The 13,467-nt window shown below is 58.8% G+C and carries 27 protein-coding genes; all 27 read left to right on the top strand.

Annotated features, from left to right (window positions below):
* Positions 1 to 218 precede the first annotated feature (218 nt).
* The 27 genes from rpsJ to rpoA all read left to right on the top strand — a co-directional run bounded on the left by rpsJ (position 219) and on the right by rpoA (position 13,446).
* The gene (gene rpsJ / locus FEZ61_RS03695) at positions 219 to 530 is read left to right on the top strand and encodes a 30S ribosomal protein S10 (RefSeq protein WP_003243886.1); all 312 of its coding nucleotides are present in this window, start codon (positions 219 to 221) and stop codon (positions 528 to 530) included.
* 84 nt (positions 531 to 614) lie between these two features.
* Positions 615 to 1,250, top strand: a complete 636-nt coding sequence (gene rplC, locus FEZ61_RS03690) for a 50S ribosomal protein L3 (RefSeq protein WP_007161251.1) — start codon at positions 615 to 617, stop codon at positions 1,248 to 1,250.
* A 13-nt stretch (positions 1,251 to 1,263) separates the two neighbouring features.
* Positions 1,264 to 1,866, top strand: coding sequence for a 50S ribosomal protein L4 (rplD, locus tag FEZ61_RS03685; RefSeq protein WP_017640279.1), 603 nt, complete (start codon positions 1,264 to 1,266; stop codon positions 1,864 to 1,866).
* Positions 1,863 to 2,162, top strand: a complete 300-nt coding sequence (rplW, locus tag FEZ61_RS03680) for a 50S ribosomal protein L23 (RefSeq protein WP_007161249.1) — start codon at positions 1,863 to 1,865, stop codon at positions 2,160 to 2,162. Before rplD ends, rplW begins: the two co-directional genes overlap by 4 nt.
* Before the next feature lie 12 nt (positions 2,163 to 2,174).
* Positions 2,175 to 2,996, top strand: coding sequence for a 50S ribosomal protein L2 (rplB, locus tag FEZ61_RS03675; RefSeq protein WP_173147284.1), 822 nt, complete (start codon positions 2,175 to 2,177; stop codon positions 2,994 to 2,996).
* 18 nt (positions 2,997 to 3,014) lie between these two features.
* Entirely contained in the window at positions 3,015 to 3,290 is a 276-nt protein-coding gene (rpsS, locus tag FEZ61_RS03670; RefSeq protein WP_007161247.1) for a 30S ribosomal protein S19, read from the top strand.
* A gap of 12 nt (positions 3,291 to 3,302) precedes the next feature.
* Complete coding sequence (rplV, locus tag FEZ61_RS03665; protein WP_007161246.1) at positions 3,303 to 3,635, top strand: 50S ribosomal protein L22; 333 nt, start codon at positions 3,303 to 3,305, stop codon at positions 3,633 to 3,635.
* A 13-nt stretch (positions 3,636 to 3,648) separates the two neighbouring features.
* Positions 3,649 to 4,338 carry a 30S ribosomal protein S3 gene (gene rpsC, locus FEZ61_RS03660; RefSeq protein ID WP_007161245.1) on the top strand — a complete coding sequence of 230 codons (690 nt, stop codon included), beginning with the start codon at positions 3,649 to 3,651 and terminating at the stop codon, positions 4,336 to 4,338.
* 12 nt (positions 4,339 to 4,350) lie between these two features.
* Positions 4,351 to 4,764 carry a 50S ribosomal protein L16 gene (gene rplP / locus FEZ61_RS03655; RefSeq protein ID WP_017640282.1) on the top strand — a complete coding sequence of 138 codons (414 nt, stop codon included), beginning with the start codon at positions 4,351 to 4,353 and terminating at the stop codon, positions 4,762 to 4,764.
* Positions 4,764 to 4,955 carry a 50S ribosomal protein L29 gene (gene rpmC / locus FEZ61_RS03650; protein WP_007161243.1) on the top strand — a complete coding sequence of 64 codons (192 nt, stop codon included), beginning with the start codon at positions 4,764 to 4,766 and terminating at the stop codon, positions 4,953 to 4,955. The genes rplP and rpmC overlap by 1 nt, the downstream gene beginning before the upstream one ends.
* Positions 4,956 to 4,957: 2 nt before the next feature.
* The gene (gene rpsQ, locus FEZ61_RS03645; RefSeq protein WP_007161242.1) at positions 4,958 to 5,224 is read left to right on the top strand and encodes a 30S ribosomal protein S17; all 267 of its coding nucleotides are present in this window, start codon (positions 4,958 to 4,960) and stop codon (positions 5,222 to 5,224) included.
* Positions 5,225 to 5,236: 12 nt separating this feature from the next.
* Entirely contained in the window at positions 5,237 to 5,605 is a 369-nt protein-coding gene (rplN, locus tag FEZ61_RS03640) for a 50S ribosomal protein L14 (RefSeq protein WP_007161241.1), read from the top strand.
* A 12-nt stretch (positions 5,606 to 5,617) separates the two neighbouring features.
* The gene (gene rplX / locus FEZ61_RS03635; protein WP_017640283.1) at positions 5,618 to 5,932 is read left to right on the top strand and encodes a 50S ribosomal protein L24; all 315 of its coding nucleotides are present in this window, start codon (positions 5,618 to 5,620) and stop codon (positions 5,930 to 5,932) included.
* A 19-nt stretch (positions 5,933 to 5,951) separates the two neighbouring features.
* A complete protein-coding gene (gene rplE, locus FEZ61_RS03630) occupies positions 5,952 to 6,491 on the top strand; it encodes a 50S ribosomal protein L5 (protein ID WP_007161239.1) in 540 nt (179 codons plus the stop codon).
* Positions 6,492 to 6,504: 13 nt separating this feature from the next.
* Positions 6,505 to 6,810 (top strand): 30S ribosomal protein S14, encoded by a 306-nt coding sequence (gene rpsN / locus FEZ61_RS03625; protein ID WP_017640284.1) that lies wholly within the window; start codon positions 6,505 to 6,507, stop codon positions 6,808 to 6,810.
* A gap of 163 nt (positions 6,811 to 6,973) precedes the next feature.
* Positions 6,974 to 7,366, top strand: a complete 393-nt coding sequence (gene rpsH, locus FEZ61_RS03620) for a 30S ribosomal protein S8 (protein WP_017640285.1) — start codon at positions 6,974 to 6,976, stop codon at positions 7,364 to 7,366.
* A gap of 11 nt (positions 7,367 to 7,377) precedes the next feature.
* Positions 7,378 to 7,911, top strand: a complete 534-nt coding sequence (gene rplF / locus FEZ61_RS03615; protein WP_017640286.1) for a 50S ribosomal protein L6 — start codon at positions 7,378 to 7,380, stop codon at positions 7,909 to 7,911.
* 10 nt (positions 7,912 to 7,921) lie between these two features.
* Positions 7,922 to 8,272 carry a 50S ribosomal protein L18 gene (rplR, locus tag FEZ61_RS03610; protein ID WP_007161235.1) on the top strand — a complete coding sequence of 117 codons (351 nt, stop codon included), beginning with the start codon at positions 7,922 to 7,924 and terminating at the stop codon, positions 8,270 to 8,272.
* A 3-nt stretch (positions 8,273 to 8,275) separates the two neighbouring features.
* Complete coding sequence (gene rpsE / locus FEZ61_RS03605) at positions 8,276 to 8,776, top strand: 30S ribosomal protein S5 (RefSeq protein ID WP_007161234.1); 501 nt, start codon at positions 8,276 to 8,278, stop codon at positions 8,774 to 8,776.
* Positions 8,777 to 8,778: 2 nt separating this feature from the next.
* Positions 8,779 to 8,961 carry a 50S ribosomal protein L30 gene (gene rpmD, locus FEZ61_RS03600; RefSeq protein ID WP_007161233.1) on the top strand — a complete coding sequence of 61 codons (183 nt, stop codon included), beginning with the start codon at positions 8,779 to 8,781 and terminating at the stop codon, positions 8,959 to 8,961.
* A gap of 3 nt (positions 8,962 to 8,964) precedes the next feature.
* The gene (gene rplO / locus FEZ61_RS03595) at positions 8,965 to 9,399 is read left to right on the top strand and encodes a 50S ribosomal protein L15 (protein WP_007161232.1); all 435 of its coding nucleotides are present in this window, start codon (positions 8,965 to 8,967) and stop codon (positions 9,397 to 9,399) included.
* Positions 9,400 to 10,731: a preprotein translocase subunit SecY gene (gene secY, locus FEZ61_RS03590; RefSeq protein WP_026083755.1), complete on the top strand. Its 1,332-nt coding sequence runs from the start codon at positions 9,400 to 9,402 to the stop codon at positions 10,729 to 10,731.
* A 30-nt stretch (positions 10,732 to 10,761) separates the two neighbouring features.
* Complete coding sequence (rpmJ, locus tag FEZ61_RS03585; protein ID WP_002555468.1) at positions 10,762 to 10,878, top strand: 50S ribosomal protein L36; 117 nt, start codon at positions 10,762 to 10,764, stop codon at positions 10,876 to 10,878.
* A 130-nt stretch (positions 10,879 to 11,008) separates the two neighbouring features.
* Positions 11,009 to 11,365: a 30S ribosomal protein S13 gene (gene rpsM, locus FEZ61_RS03580; protein ID WP_017640288.1), complete on the top strand. Its 357-nt coding sequence runs from the start codon at positions 11,009 to 11,011 to the stop codon at positions 11,363 to 11,365.
* 30 nt (positions 11,366 to 11,395) lie between these two features.
* Complete coding sequence (gene rpsK, locus FEZ61_RS03575; protein ID WP_003281811.1) at positions 11,396 to 11,785, top strand: 30S ribosomal protein S11; 390 nt, start codon at positions 11,396 to 11,398, stop codon at positions 11,783 to 11,785.
* Between the two features lie 16 nt (positions 11,786 to 11,801).
* A complete protein-coding gene (gene rpsD / locus FEZ61_RS03570) occupies positions 11,802 to 12,422 on the top strand; it encodes a 30S ribosomal protein S4 (protein WP_017640289.1) in 621 nt (206 codons plus the stop codon).
* A 22-nt stretch (positions 12,423 to 12,444) separates the two neighbouring features.
* Positions 12,445 to 13,446: a DNA-directed RNA polymerase subunit alpha gene (gene rpoA / locus FEZ61_RS03565; protein WP_059316454.1), complete on the top strand. Its 1,002-nt coding sequence runs from the start codon at positions 12,445 to 12,447 to the stop codon at positions 13,444 to 13,446.
* Positions 13,447 to 13,467: the final 21 nt, after the last annotated feature.

The raw sequence follows: 13,467 nt of genomic DNA, 5'->3' as shown, positions 1-13,467 counted from the left end.
GCGGTCGTACCGTCGGCGCCGGTGTGGTTGCCAAGATCATCGAGTAATCGATTGATCTGAAACGAAAAAAGGCCCTTCGGGGCCTTTTTTCTTGGCTCGTGAAATTGACAGATGGCAAAAGAGGCGTTCTTGACAGCCGCCGACGACATCCTTAGAATTGCGCCTCCTTTAATCGGGCACCTTTTTGTCCGAGAGGAAAGCTTGGAGTCTGAGGTCAAATGCAAAATCAACAAATCCGTATTCGGTTGAAGGCTTTTGATCATCGCCTGATCGATCAATCCACCCAGGAAATCGTAGAAACTGCGAAACGTACTGGTGCTCAGGTGCGTGGTCCGATTCCTCTGCCTACCCGCAAGGAACGTTACACAGTGCTGATTTCTCCGCACGTCAACAAGGACGCTCGTGACCAGTACGAAATTCGTACCCACAAGCGTGTGCTCGACATCGTTCAGCCCACCGACAAGACCGTCGATGCGCTGATGAAGCTCGATCTCGCCGCTGGCGTTGAAGTGCAAATCAGCCTCGGCTGAGACCGTCAAGGTTTCAGTCGTGTAACGCTCTGAAATGGGCGGCCATAGCGGGTGAAAGCCCCGTACACTCAAGAGGTTCTCAACATGACGATTGGTTTAGTCGGTCGTAAATGCGGTATGACCCGCGTTTTCACCGAAGAAGGCGTTTCCGTTCCGGTTACGGTCATTGAGATCGAGCCGAATCGCGTAACCCAATTCAAAAGCGAAGAAACCGATGGCTATCGCGCCATTCAGGTAACCGTGGGCGAGCGTCGTGCTTCCCGCGTGACCAAGGCGCAAGCCGGTCACTTCGCCAAGGCCAGCGTTGCCGCTGGTCGTAGCGTCCTCGAATTCCGCCTGGAAGACGGTGAGTACAAGGCTGGCGACGAAGTCACCGTAGCCCTGTTCGAAGCCGGTCAGATGGTTGATGTCACTGGTCAGTCCAAAGGTAAGGGCTACGCCGGTACCATCAAGCGCTGGAACTTCCGTGGTCAGGACAACACCCACGGTAACTCCGTTTCCCACCGTGCACCTGGTTCCATCGGCCAGTGCCAGACTCCTGGTCGAGTGTTCAAGGGCAAGAAAATGTCCGGTCACCTGGGTGCGGAGCGTGTAACCGTTCAGTCGCTGGAAGTCGTGCGTGTAGACGCCGAGCGCAACCTGCTGCTGGTCAAGGGTGCCGTCCCCGGCGCGCCGGGTGGTGACGTGATTGTGCGTCCCGCTGTCAAGGCCCGTGGTTGAGAGGAGAGAGAACATGCAACTCAATGTGAATGGCTCTCAAGCTATCGAAGTCTCCGAGCACACCTTCGGCGGTGAATTCAACGAGACCCTGGTTCACCAGGCAGTCGTCGCCTACATGGCTGGCGGTCGTCAGGGCACCCGTGCCCAGAAGACCCGTTCCGAAGTCCGTGGCGGTGGCAAGAAGCCCTGGCGTCAGAAGGGCAGCGGTCGTGCCCGTGCCGGTACCATCCGCAGCCCCATCTGGCGCTCCGGTGGCGTGGCTTTCGCAGCCAAGCCCCAGGATCACAGCCAGAAGCTGAACAAGAAGATGTACCGCGCTGCACTGCGCTCCATTCTCGCCGAGCTGGTCCGTCTGGATCGTCTGGTCGTGGTTGACGACTTCGCCGTCGACGCGCCCAAGACCAAGACCCTGGTCAGCAAGCTGGACGGCCTGGGCCTGAGCGACGTGCTGATCGTGACCGACGCTGTCGACCAGAACCTGTATCTGGCCGCCCGCAACCTGCCTTTCGTCGACGTGCGTGATGTCCAGGGTTCCGACCCGGTCAGCCTGATCGCCTACGACAAGGTGCTGGTCACTGTGTCCGCCGTGAAGAAATTCGAGGAGCTGCTGGCATGAACCAGGAACGCGTATTCAAAGTGCTGCTTGGCCCGCACATCTCCGAGAAGGCCACCATGCTGGCGGACAGCCAGAAGCAGTTCGTATTCAAGGTTGCCACCGATGCAACCAAGCTGGAAATCAAGAAGGCCGTCGAGCAGCTGTTCGAGGTCAAGGTTCGCAGCGTCAGCACCCTGAACGTCCAGGGCAAGACCAAGCGTACCGCTCGTGGTCTGGGCAAGCGTAACGACTGGAAAAAAGCGTACATCGCGCTCCAGCCGGGCCAGGATCTCGACTTTTCCAGCAGCGCCGAGTAATCAGGGGGCATCATGGCAATCGTAAAATGCAAGCCGACCTCCGCTGGCCGCCGCTTTGTGGTCAAGGTGGTCAACTCTGATCTGCACAAAGGCGCGCCCTACGCTCCTTTGCTGGAGAAGAAGAGCAAGTCCGGCGGCCGTAACAACAATGGTCGTATCACCACTCGCCACATCGGCGGTGGTCACAAGCAGCACTACCGTCTGGTCGATTTCCGTCGCAACAAGGATGGCATCCCTGCCGTCGTTGAGCGTATCGAATACGATCCGAACCGTACTGCACACATCGCTCTGCTGAAGTACGCCGATGGCGAGCGTCGCTACATCATCGCTCCCAAGGGCGTTGCTGCCGGTGACCAGCTGATGTCCGGCGCTGGCGCGCCCATCAAGGCTGGCAATAACCTGCCGCTGCGTAACGTGCCGGTCGGTAGCACCATCCACGGTATCGAGCTGAAGCCTGGCAAGGGCGCTCAGATCGCTCGTTCCGCGGGTACCTCCGCTCAGCTGGTCGCCCGCGAAGGCGCCTACGTCACCGTGCGTCTGCGCAGCGGTGAAATGCGCAAGGTGCTGTCCGAGTGCCGTGCCACCCTGGGCGAAGTGTCCAACGGTGAGCACAGCCTGCGTTCGCTGGGTAAGGCCGGTGCCACCCGCTGGCGTGGCGTGCGTCCGACCGTTCGTGGTGTCGCCATGAACCCGGTCGATCACCCGCACGGTGGTGGTGAAGGTCGTACTTCCGGTGGCCGTCATCCGGTTTCGCCGTGGGGCGTCAAGACCAAGGGTCTCAAGACGCGCTCCAACAAGCGTACCGACAAGATGATTGTCCGTCGCGGCAAGTAATCAGTAGAGGATTCGACTGTGCCCCGTTCTCTGAAGAAAGGTCCTTTTATCGATCTTCACCTGTTGAAGAAGATCGAAGTCGCGGTGGAAAAGAACGAACGCAAACCGATCAAGACCTGGTCGCGTCGTTCGATGATCCTGCCGCAAATGGTCGGCCTGACCATCGCTGTGCACAACGGTCGTCAACATGTCCCCGTTCTGGTGAACGAAGACATGGTCGGCCACAAACTCGGCGAGTTCGCTGCTACCCGCACCTATCGCGGTCATGCGGCTGACAAGAAAGCCAAGCGTTAAGGGGTAAGGAAGATGGAAGTAGCCGCTAAGCTGTCGGGCGCTCGTATCTCCGCCCAGAAAGCCCGCTTGGTCGCCGACCAGATTCGCGGGAAGAAGGTGGGCGAAGCGCTCAACCTGTTGACTTTCAGCAGCAAGAAAGCCGCTGAGATCATGAAGAAGGTGCTGGAGTCGGCTGTTGCCAACGCCGAGCACAATGAAGGCGCCGACGTGGACGACCTGAAGGTCTCCACTGTCTTCGTAAACGAAGGTCGTTCGCTCAAGCGCATCATGCCGCGTGCCAAAGGTCGTGCTGATCGCATCGTGAAGCGGTCTTGCCATATCACGGTCAAGGTTGCGGACAAGTAACGGAGTCGATCAGATGGGTCAGAAAGTACATCCCAATGGCATTCGCCTGGGTATCGTCAAGGAGCACACTTCGGTCTGGTACGCGGATAAGCGCACTTATGCGGACTATCTGCTGGCCGACCTGAAGGTTCGTGAGTACCTCCAGGACAAACTAAAAAGCGCGTCCGTAAGCCGTATCGATATTCATCGCCCGGCTCAAACCGCACGCATCACCATCCACACCGCCCGTCCCGGTATCGTGATCGGCAAGAAAGGTGAGGATGTCGAGAAGCTGCGTCAGGACCTGACCGCAAGAATGGGTGTGCCCGTGCACATCAACATCGAAGAGATCCGCAAGCCGGAGCTCGACGGTGCCCTGGTTGCGCAGAGCGTTGCGCAGCAGCTTGAGCGTCGTGTGATGTTCCGTCGCGCCATGAAGCGCGCCGTACAGAACGCGATCCGCATTGGTGCCAAAGGCATCAAGATTCAGGTGAGCGGTCGTCTGGGCGGTGCTGAAATCGCCCGTACCGAGTGGTATCGCGAAGGTCGTGTGCCTCTGCACACCCTGCGTGCCGATATCGACTACGCCACTGCGGAAGCCCACACCACTTACGGTGTGATCGGTGTGAAGGTTTGGATCTTCAAGGGTGAGGTCATTGGTGGCCGCCAGGAAGAGCTCAAGCCCGTCGCCCCGGCTCCGCGCAAAAAAGCTGCTGCTAAGTAAGGAGTACGCAACATGCTGCAACCCAAGCGTACAAAATTCCGCAAGCAGATGACCGGCCACAATCGTGGTCTGGCTCATCGCGGTAGCAAGGTCAGCTTCGGCGAGTACGCGCTGAAGGCTGTCGGCCGTGGCCGTCTGACCGCTCGCCAGATCGAATCCGCACGTCGTGCGCTGACCCGTCACGTGAAGCGTGGCGGCAAGATCTGGATCCGCGTCTTCCCTGACAAGCCTGTCACCAAGAAGCCTCTCGAAGTGCGGATGGGTAAAGGTAAGGGTAGTGTCGAGTACTGGGTAGCCCAGATCCAGCCGGGCAAGGTCCTGTACGAGATCGAGGGTGTTTCCGAGGATCTGGCTCGTCAGGCATTCGCCCTGGCCGCTGCCAAGCTTCCGCTCGAAACCTCCTTTGTTAAGCGGACGGTGATGTGATGAAAGCGAAAGATTTGCGTGAGAAATCCGTAGAGGAGCTGAACGAGCAGCTTCTCAACCTGCTGCGTGACCAGTTCAATCTGCGTATGCAGAAGGCAACTGGCCAGTTGGGTCAGTCTCACATGCTCTCGCAAGTGAAGCGCGACATCGCTCGCGTCAAGACTGTGCTGAACCAGCAAGCAGGTAAGTGATCATGGCTGAAGCTGAAAAAACTGTCCGTACGCTGACCGGCCGAGTGGTCAGCGACAAGATGGACAAAACCGTCACCGTACTGATCGAGCGTCGCGTCAAGCACCCGATCTACGGCAAATACGTGAAGCGTTCCACCAAGCTGCACGCTCACGACGAAACCAATCAGTGCCGCATTGGTGACCTGGTCACCATTCGCGAAACCCGCCCGCTGGCCAAGACCAAGGCGTGGACCCTGGTTGACGTCGTCGAGCGCGCCGTTCAGGTATAAGGGTAGAGAGCCATGATCCAGACTCAATCCATGCTTGACGTCGCCGACAACAGCGGCGCTCGTCGCGTGATGTGCATCAAGGTGCTCGGCGGTTCCCACCGCCGTTACGCCGGCATTGGCGACATCATCAAAGTCACCGTCAAGGAAGCAATTCCGCGCGGCAAGGTGAAGAAAGGTCAGGTGATGACTGCTGTCGTCGTGCGTACCAAGCACGGCGTCCGCCGCACCGACGGTTCCATCATCCGCTTCGACGGCAACGCCGCGGTTCTGCTGAACAACAAGCAAGAGCCGATTGGCACCCGTATCTTTGGGCCGGTGACCCGTGAACTTCGCTCCGAGAAGTTCATGAAGATCGTCTCCCTTGCCCCCGAAGTGCTGTAAGGAGTAGCCGACATGCAAAAGATTCGTCGTGACGACGAGGTAATCGTCATTGCCGGCAAGGACAAGGGCAAGCGTGGCAAGGTGCTGAAGGTACTCGCCGATGACCGTCTGGTCGTTGGTGGGGTCAACCTGATCAAGCGCCACACCAAGCCCAACCCCATGCTGGGTGTTCAGGGTGGCATCGTAGAGAAAGAAGCCCCTCTGCATGTCTCCAACGTTGCCATTTTCAACTCCGAGACCAACAAGGCTGACCGCGTTGGTTTCAAAGTCGAAGACGGCAAGAAGATTCGTATCTTCAAGTCGACCCAAAAAGCGGTCCAGGCCTGAAGCTGCTAGGTAGATCACCATGGCTCGATTGAAAGAGATTTATCGGAAGGAAATCGCGCCCAAGCTGAAAGAGCAGCTTCAGCTGGGTAACGTGATGGAAGTTCCGCGCATCACCAAGATCACCTTGAACATGGGTCTGGGCGAAGCGGTCGGTGACAAGAAGATCATCGACAACGCCGTAGCTGACCTGGAAAAGATCGCTGGTCAAAAGCCGGTCGTGACTTATGCTCGCAACTCCATTGCTGGCTTCAAGATTCGCGAAGGCTGGCCGATCGGCGTCAAGGTGACCCTGCGTAGCGATCGCATGTATGAATTCCTGGATCGTCTGCTGTCCATCTCCCTGCCGCGCGTGCGTGACTTCCGCGGCCTGAATGCCAAGTCCTTCGACGGTCGCGGCAACTACAGCATGGGCGTGAAAGAGCAGATCATCTTCCCGGAAATCGATTACGACAAGATCGATGCGCTGCGTGGTATGGACATCACCCTGACCACCACCGCTCGTACCGACGAGGAAGGCCGTGCGCTGCTGCGCGCGTTCAACTTCCCGTTCCGTAACTGATTGAGGTCTTCAGATGGCTAAGCAAAGCATGATTAACCGCGAGCTGAAGCGTCAGCAGACGGTTGCCAAGTACGCCAAGAAGCGCGCCGAGCTGAAGGCGACCATCGGTAATGTCAACGCCTCCCCCGAGGACCGTTGGAATGCCCAGGTCGCCCTGCAGAAGCAGCCCCGTGACGCCAGCGCCAGCCGCATGCGTAACCGCTGCCGCCTGACCGGTCGTCCGCACGGCGTCTACCGCAAGTTCGGTCTGTCCCGCATCAAGCTGCGTGAAGCAGCCATGCGCGGTGACGTGCCCGGCCTGGTGAAGGCCAGCTGGTAACAGCTAGCGCCTTTCATCGCGGTAATTGAATCAAGCCCCTTTTGGGGCTTGATTCGTTTCAGGCCGATCTCTAGAATGCTCGGCTCGCCCGAATCGGCCTATTGCCGAGGGGTGATTTTTGAGAGCCGGTAGGCTCAATTTCTGTATTAGGAGCTAATAGCCCATGAGTATGCAGGACCCGTTAGCAGACATGCTAACTCGTATCCGTAATGCCCAGATGGCTGAAAAGGCCGTTGTGAGCATGCCTTCTTCCAAGCTGAAGGCTGCCGTTGCCAAAGTCCTCAAGGACGAAGGTTACATCGCGGATTTTCAGGTCAGCGCGGAATCCAAGCCGTCGCTGTCCATCGAGTTGAAGTACTTCGAAGGCAAGCCTGTCATCGAAGAGCTGAAGCGTAGCAGCCGTCCCGGTCTGCGCCAGTACAAAGCCGTTGACCAGCTGCCGAAAGTGCGTGGCGGTCTGGGCGTGTCGATCGTTTCCACCAACAAAGGTGTGATGACTGATCGCGCGGCCCGTGCTGCTGGTGTTGGCGGCGAAGTGCTCTGCACAGTCTTCTAAGGGGAATCAGCATGTCTCGCGTTGCTAAAAACCCTGTAAGACTGCCTGCAGGCGTCGAAGTTAATCTGGCCGGTCAGGCGCTTTCGATCAAGGGTGCCAAGGGCGCTCTGGAACTGAAGGTCCATCCGTCCGTTGAAGTCACTCAAGAGTCCGGTGAGCTGCGTTTCGCTGCTCGCAATGGCGATCAGCAGACCCGTGCGATGGCCGGCACTACCCGTGCCCTGGTCAACAACATGGTGGTCGGCGTCAGCCAGGGCTTCGAGCGCAAGCTGCAACTGGTCGGTGTGGGCTACAAGGCCCAGGCCAAAGGTCAGGTGCTGAACCTCGCTCTGGGCTTCTCTCACCCCGTGGACTACGACCTGCCGCAAGGCATCACCGCAGAAACCCCCAACCAGACCGAAATCCTGATCAAGGGTATCGACAAGCAGCTGGTCGGCCAGGTTGCGGCTGAGATTCGTGGTTTCCGTCCGCCGGAGCCTTACAAGGGCAAGGGTGTACGGTATGCCGACGAAGTCGTCCACCGCAAAGAAGCCAAGAAAAAGTAGGGCATAGCAAATGACCGTCAAGAAAGAAACCCGACTGCGTCGCGCTCGCAAGGCTCGCCTGAAGATGCGCGAACTGGAAGTGGTCCGTCTGTGCGTGTACCGCTCTTCCCAGCACATCTATGCCCAGGTCATCGCGGCCGACGGCAGCAAGGTCCTGGCCAGCGCTTCTACGTTGGACAAAGAACTGCGCGAAAGCGCTACCAGCAACGTCGAGGCGGCCAAGAAAGTTGGTCTGCTGGTCGCCGAGCGTGCCAAGGCCGCTGGCGTTACCCAGGTGGCCTTTGATCGTTCTGGCTTCAAGTACCATGGTCGCGTCAAAGCGCTGGCCGACGCTGCTCGTGAAGGCGGGCTGGAGTTCTAAGTCATGGCAAATAACGATCAAAAGCGCGACGAAGGCTACATCGAGAAGCTGGTTCAAGTTAACCGCGTAGCCAAAACCGTGAAAGGCGGCCGTATCTTCGCCTTCACCGCTCTGACCGTGGTTGGCGATGGCAAGGGCCGCGTTGGCTTCGGCCGTGGCAAGGCCCGTGAAGTGCCTGCCGCCATCCAGAAGGCTATGGAAGCTGCTCGCCGCAACATGATCCAGGTGGATCTGAACGGCACCACCCTGCAGTACCCGGTCAAGGCCGCCCATGGCGCCTCCAAGGTGTACATGCAGCCCGCTTCCGACGGTACCGGCATCATCGCCGGCGGTGCCATGCGCGCCGTGCTGGAAGTCGCTGGTGTGCAGAACGTCCTGGCCAAGTGCTACGGCTCCACCAACCCGGTAAACGTGGTGTACGCGACCTTTGAAGGTCTCAAGCACATGCAGGCGCCGGAAGCTGTTGCCGCCAAGCGTGGCAAGAGCGTCGAGGAGATTCTCTGATCATGGCTAACGCAACCGTCAAGGTCACGCTGATCAAGAGCGTCCACGGCCGTCTGGCCAATCACAAGGCTTGCGTCAAGGGTCTCGGCCTGCGTCGCATTGGTCACACCGTCGAAGTTCAGGACACCCCTGAGAATCGCGGCATGATCAACAAGGCCTATTACCTTCTGCGTGTGGAGGGTTAAGTCATGAAATTGAATGATCTGCGTTCCGCTCCCGGCGCTCGCCGCGAGAAGCTGCGTCCCGGTCGTGGTATCGGTAGCGGCCTGGGCAAGACCGGTGGCCGTGGCCACAAGGGTCTGACCTCCCGTTCCGGTGGCAAGGTTGCCCCCGGTTTCGAGGGCGGCCAGCAGCCGCTGCACCGTCGTCTGCCCAAGTTCGGCTTCGTATCGCTGAAGGCCCTGGACCGCGCCGAGGTTCGTACCTCCGAGCTGGCCAAGGTCGATGTCGATGTGGTCGATCTGCAGGCGCTGAAAGACGCCAACGTGATCAGCCGTGACATCAAGCGTGTCAAGGTTGTGCTGTCCGGCGACGTCACTCGTGCCGTCACCCTGAAGGGCATTGGTGCCACCAAGGGTGCCCGTGCAGCCATCGAAGCAGCTGGCGGCAAGATCGAGGAATAAATGGCTAAGCAAGGTGCTCTCTCTGCGCTCAGCAAGACCGGTGGTATGTCCGAACTGTGGACCCGCCTCCGATTCCTGTTCCTGGCGATCATCGTCTACAGGATCGGTGCGCACATCCCTGTTCCGGGTATCAATCCCGATCAGCTGGCCGCACTGTTCAGGCAGAACGAGGGGACCATTCTTAGCCTCTTCAACATGTTCTCTGGCGGTGCGCTGGAGCGGATGAGCATCTTTGCCCTGGGGATCATGCCGTACATCTCGGCCTCGATCATCATGCAGCTGCTTACCGCGATCAGCCCACAGCTGGAGCAATTGAAGAAAGAGGGTGAGTCTGGTCGTCGCAAGATCAGCCAGTACACCCGTTACGGCACGCTGGTTCTGGCGCTCGTTCAGGCCACCGGGATGTCGGTAGGACTCGCCAGTCAGGGCGTCGCGTTCAGCGTGGGCTTCAGCTTCTATTTCGTCGCTGTCACCACGTTCGTCGCCGGCGCACTGTTCATGATGTGGCTGGGTGAGCAGATCACCGAGCGCGGTATCGGCAACGGCATCTCGATGCTGATCTTCGCCGGTATCGTCGCGGGCTTGCCTCGCGCCATCGGTCAGTCCTTCGAGTCGGCACGGCAGGGCGATATCAACATCTTCGCGCTGATCATGGTCGGTGTGGTGGCGGTCGCCATCATCGCCTTCGTGGTGTTCATCGAGCGTGGGCAGCGTCGTATCGCCGTGCACTACGCCAAGCGTCAGCAGGGCCGCAAGGTCTTCGCGGCGCAGAACAGCCATCTGCCGCTCAAGGTGAACATGGCCGGGGTCATCCCGGCGATCTTCGCCAGCAGCATCCTGCTGTTTCCGGCATCGCTCGGTTCGTGGTTCGGTCAGTCCGAAGGTCTCGGTTGGTTGCAGGACGTGGCTCAGGCCATCGCCCCCGGCCAACCGCTGAACATCTTGCTGTTTAGTGCAGGGATCATCTTCTTCTGCTTCTTCTATACGGCACTGATGTTCAACCCCAAGGATGTGGCGGAAAACCTGAAGAAATCCGGGGCGTTCATCCCGGGTATTCGTCCTGGTGAGCAGTCCGCGCGCTATATCGATGGCGTTCTGACCCGGCTGACCATGTTCGGTGCCCTGTACATGACGGCGGTGTGCTTGTTGCCCCAGTTCCTGGTGGTCGCGGCGAACGTGCCGTTCTATCTCGGCGGGACCTCGTTGCTGATCGTGGTGGTAGTGGTCATGGACTTCATGTCCCAGGTCCAGTCCCATCTCGTATCTCATCAATACGAGTCCCTGATGAAGAAAGCCAACCTGAAGGGCTACGGCAACGGCATGATGCGTTGAGCCGTTACTCGTAAGGTTAGAGGAGTTGTCATGAAAGTTCGTGCATCGGTCAAGAAGCTGTGCCGTAACTGCAAGATCATTCGCCGCGAAGGCGTCGTGCGCGTGATCTGCAGCGCTGAACCGCGTCACAAGCAGCGCCAAGGCTGAGTGTGAACCACGCGTCTAACCCGGCAGCTAGTGTGCTGCCGGGTTGATCATTTGTTCCTACAGCGTTAATATCGCGCGCCCTTTTCTTGGCTTCCGGGGCGTCGGTAGCTGTCAATTGGAGTTTTTCTGAATGGCCCGTATTGCAGGCGTCAACATTCCAGATAACAAGCATACTGTTATCTCGCTGACCTACATCTATGGTGTCGGTCGCACCACCTCTCAGAAGATCTGCGCGGCCACCGGCATCCAGCCGACCGCCAAGATCAAAGAACTGAGCGACGAGCAGGTCGATCAGCTGCGTAACGAGGTCGCCAAAATCCTCACCGAAGGTGACCTGCGCCGCGAAATCAACATGAACATCAAGCGCCTGATGGATCTGGGTTGCTACCGCGGTCTGCGTCACCGCCGTGGTCTGCCGGTCCGTGGTCAGCGCACCAAGACCAATGCCCGTACCCGTAAGGGCCCGCGCAAGCCGATCCGCAAGTAATCGCATCCGCGAATCGACAGGAATCTAGTCATGGCAAAACCTGCTGCTCGTCCTCGTAAGAAAGTCAAAAAGACAGTGGTTGATGGCATCGCCCACATCCATGCGTCTTTCAACAACACCATCGTGACCATCACCGATCGTCAGGGCAATGCGTTGTCCTGGGCGACCTCCGGTGGCTCCGGCTTCCGTGGCTCCCGTAAGAGCACCCCGTTCGCTGCCCAGATTGCAGCCGAACGTGCCGGCCAAGCCGCTCTGGAATATGGTCTGAAGAATCTGGACGTGAACGTCAAAGGTCCCGGCCCCGGCCGTGAGTCCGCTGTTCGCGCCCTGAATGCCTGTGGTTACAAGATCGCCAGCATCACCGACGTGACGCCTATCCCGCATAACGGGTGCCGTCCGCCGAAGAAGCGTCGCGTGTAATAGGAGACAGTGAGAAATGGCTCGTTACATTGGTCCCAAGTGCAAACTGTCCCGCCGCGAAGGCACTGACCTCTTCCTGAAGAGCGGCGCTCGTGCCCTCGACTCGAAGTGCAAGCTGGAAACCGTTCCTGGCCAGCACGGTCAGCGTCGCGGTCGTCTGTCCGACTACGGTCTGCAGCTGCGTGAAAAGCAGAAAGTTCGCCGTATCTATGGCGTGCTCGAGCGTCAGTTCGCCGGTTACTACCAGGAAGCTGCCCGTCGCAAGGGCGCTACCGGTGAGAACCTGCTGCAACTGCTCGAATGCCGTCTGGACAACGTGGTGTATCGCATGGGCTTCGGTGCCACTCGCGCCGAATCGCGCCAGCTGGTCTCCCACAAGTCGATCACCGTCAACGGTCAGACCGTCAACATTCCCTCCTATCAGGTCAAGGTCGGCGACGTCGTCGCGGTCCGTGAAAAGGCCAAAAACCAGCTGCGTATCGCTCAGGCTCTTGAGCTGTGCGGCCAGCGTGGCCGGGTTGAGTGGGTCGAAGTGAGCACCGAGAAAAAGGAAGGCACCTTCAAAAGCGTGCCGGCCCGTGGTGATCTCTCCGCCGACATCAACGAAAACCTGATTGTCGAGCTCTACTCCAAGTAAGGGCTAGAAAGTAGGTGCATCCATGCAGAGTTCGGTAAATGAGTTCCTGACCCCCCGCCATATCGATGTGCAGGCGGTTAGTCAGACCCGTGCCAAGATCACCCTCGAGCCTCTCGAGCGTGGTTTCGGCCATACCTTGGGCAACGCGCTGCGGCGTATCCTGTTGTCCTCCATGCCTGGCTGCGCGGTAGTCGAAGCAGAGATCGACGGTGTCCTGCACGAGTACAGCGCCATCGAAGGCGTGCAGGAAGACGTGATCGAGATCCTGCTCAACCTCAAGGGCCTGGCCATCAAGTTGCACGGCCGTGACGAAGTCACCCTGAGTCTGAGCAAGAAAGGTCAGGGGCCAGTTCTGGCCTCCGACATTCAGGTCGATCACGATGTCGAGATCGTCAACGGTGAGCACGTCATCGCCCACCTGGCGGACAACGGTTCGCTGAACATGAAGCTGAAAATCGCGCGCGGTCGTGGCTATGAGCCCGCCGATGCGCGTCAGAGCGAAGAAGACGAAACCCGCGCAATCGGTCGTCTCCAACTCGATGCTACGTTCAGCCCGGTTCGTCGCGTGGCCTATGTGGTGGAAAACGCCCGGGTCGAACAGCGTACCAACCTGGACAAGCTCGTGCTTGACCTGGAAACCAACGGTACCCTGGATCCGGAAGAAGCCATCCGCCGTGCCGCCACCATCCTGCAGCAGCAGCTGGCAGCTTTTGTCGACCTCAAGGGCGACAGCGAGCCGGTCGTGGTCGAGCAGGAAGACGAGATCGATCCGATCCTGCTGCGTCCGGTGGACGATCTGGAACTGACCGTTCGTTCGGCCAACTGCCTCAAGGCGGAGAACATCTACTACATCGGTGACCTGATTCAGCGTACCGAAGTGGAGCTGCTCAAGACCCCGAACCTGGGCAAGAAGTCCCTGACCGAAATCAAGGACGTTCTGGCCTCCCGTGGTCTGTCGCTCGGTATGCGCCTGGACAACTGGCCCCCTGCAAGCCTTAAGAAGGACGACAAGGCTACTGCCTGATCGTCATTGTTCACCGAACGA

The organism is Pseudomonas sp. MS15a(2019) (assembly GCF_013277805.1).
Taxonomy (GTDB): domain Bacteria; phylum Pseudomonadota; class Gammaproteobacteria; order Pseudomonadales; family Pseudomonadaceae; genus Chryseomonas; species Chryseomonas benzopyrenica.
The sequence above is the reverse complement of the archived record's forward strand: the minus strand, read 5'-3'. Positions and strand labels throughout refer to the sequence as shown.

Bases quoted from the DNA above. Each gene is read 5' to 3' on its own strand.
- rpsJ (WP_003243886.1), top strand. From the start codon at position 219: ATGCAAAATCAACAAATCCGTATTCGGTTGAAGGCTTTTGATCATCGC.
- rplC (WP_007161251.1), top strand. From the start codon at position 615: ATGACGATTGGTTTAGTCGGTCGTAAATGCGGTATGACCCGCGTTTTC.
- rplD (WP_017640279.1), top strand. From the start codon at position 1,264: ATGCAACTCAATGTGAATGGCTCTCAAGCTATCGAAGTCTCCGAGCAC.
- rplW (WP_007161249.1), top strand. From the start codon at position 1,863: ATGAACCAGGAACGCGTATTCAAAGTGCTGCTTGGCCCGCACATCTCC.
- rplB (WP_173147284.1), top strand. From the start codon at position 2,175: ATGGCAATCGTAAAATGCAAGCCGACCTCCGCTGGCCGCCGCTTTGTG.
- rplV (WP_007161246.1), top strand. From the start codon at position 3,303: ATGGAAGTAGCCGCTAAGCTGTCGGGCGCTCGTATCTCCGCCCAGAAA.
- rpsC (WP_007161245.1), top strand. From the start codon at position 3,649: ATGGGTCAGAAAGTACATCCCAATGGCATTCGCCTGGGTATCGTCAAG.
- rplP (WP_017640282.1), top strand. From the start codon at position 4,351: ATGCTGCAACCCAAGCGTACAAAATTCCGCAAGCAGATGACCGGCCAC.
- rpmC (WP_007161243.1), top strand. From the start codon at position 4,764: ATGAAAGCGAAAGATTTGCGTGAGAAATCCGTAGAGGAGCTGAACGAG.
- rpsQ (WP_007161242.1), top strand. From the start codon at position 4,958: ATGGCTGAAGCTGAAAAAACTGTCCGTACGCTGACCGGCCGAGTGGTC.
- rplN (WP_007161241.1), top strand. From the start codon at position 5,237: ATGATCCAGACTCAATCCATGCTTGACGTCGCCGACAACAGCGGCGCT.
- rplX (WP_017640283.1), top strand. From the start codon at position 5,618: ATGCAAAAGATTCGTCGTGACGACGAGGTAATCGTCATTGCCGGCAAG.
- rplE (WP_007161239.1), top strand. From the start codon at position 5,952: ATGGCTCGATTGAAAGAGATTTATCGGAAGGAAATCGCGCCCAAGCTG.
- rpsN (WP_017640284.1), top strand. From the start codon at position 6,505: ATGGCTAAGCAAAGCATGATTAACCGCGAGCTGAAGCGTCAGCAGACG.
- rpsH (WP_017640285.1), top strand. From the start codon at position 6,974: ATGAGTATGCAGGACCCGTTAGCAGACATGCTAACTCGTATCCGTAAT.
- rplF (WP_017640286.1), top strand. From the start codon at position 7,378: ATGTCTCGCGTTGCTAAAAACCCTGTAAGACTGCCTGCAGGCGTCGAA.
- rplR (WP_007161235.1), top strand. From the start codon at position 7,922: ATGACCGTCAAGAAAGAAACCCGACTGCGTCGCGCTCGCAAGGCTCGC.
- rpsE (WP_007161234.1), top strand. From the start codon at position 8,276: ATGGCAAATAACGATCAAAAGCGCGACGAAGGCTACATCGAGAAGCTG.
- rpmD (WP_007161233.1), top strand. From the start codon at position 8,779: ATGGCTAACGCAACCGTCAAGGTCACGCTGATCAAGAGCGTCCACGGC.
- rplO (WP_007161232.1), top strand. From the start codon at position 8,965: ATGAAATTGAATGATCTGCGTTCCGCTCCCGGCGCTCGCCGCGAGAAG.
- secY (WP_026083755.1), top strand. From the start codon at position 9,400: ATGGCTAAGCAAGGTGCTCTCTCTGCGCTCAGCAAGACCGGTGGTATG.
- rpmJ (WP_002555468.1), top strand. From the start codon at position 10,762: ATGAAAGTTCGTGCATCGGTCAAGAAGCTGTGCCGTAACTGCAAGATC.
- rpsM (WP_017640288.1), top strand. From the start codon at position 11,009: ATGGCCCGTATTGCAGGCGTCAACATTCCAGATAACAAGCATACTGTT.
- rpsK (WP_003281811.1), top strand. From the start codon at position 11,396: ATGGCAAAACCTGCTGCTCGTCCTCGTAAGAAAGTCAAAAAGACAGTG.
- rpsD (WP_017640289.1), top strand. From the start codon at position 11,802: ATGGCTCGTTACATTGGTCCCAAGTGCAAACTGTCCCGCCGCGAAGGC.
- rpoA (WP_059316454.1), top strand. From the start codon at position 12,445: ATGCAGAGTTCGGTAAATGAGTTCCTGACCCCCCGCCATATCGATGTG.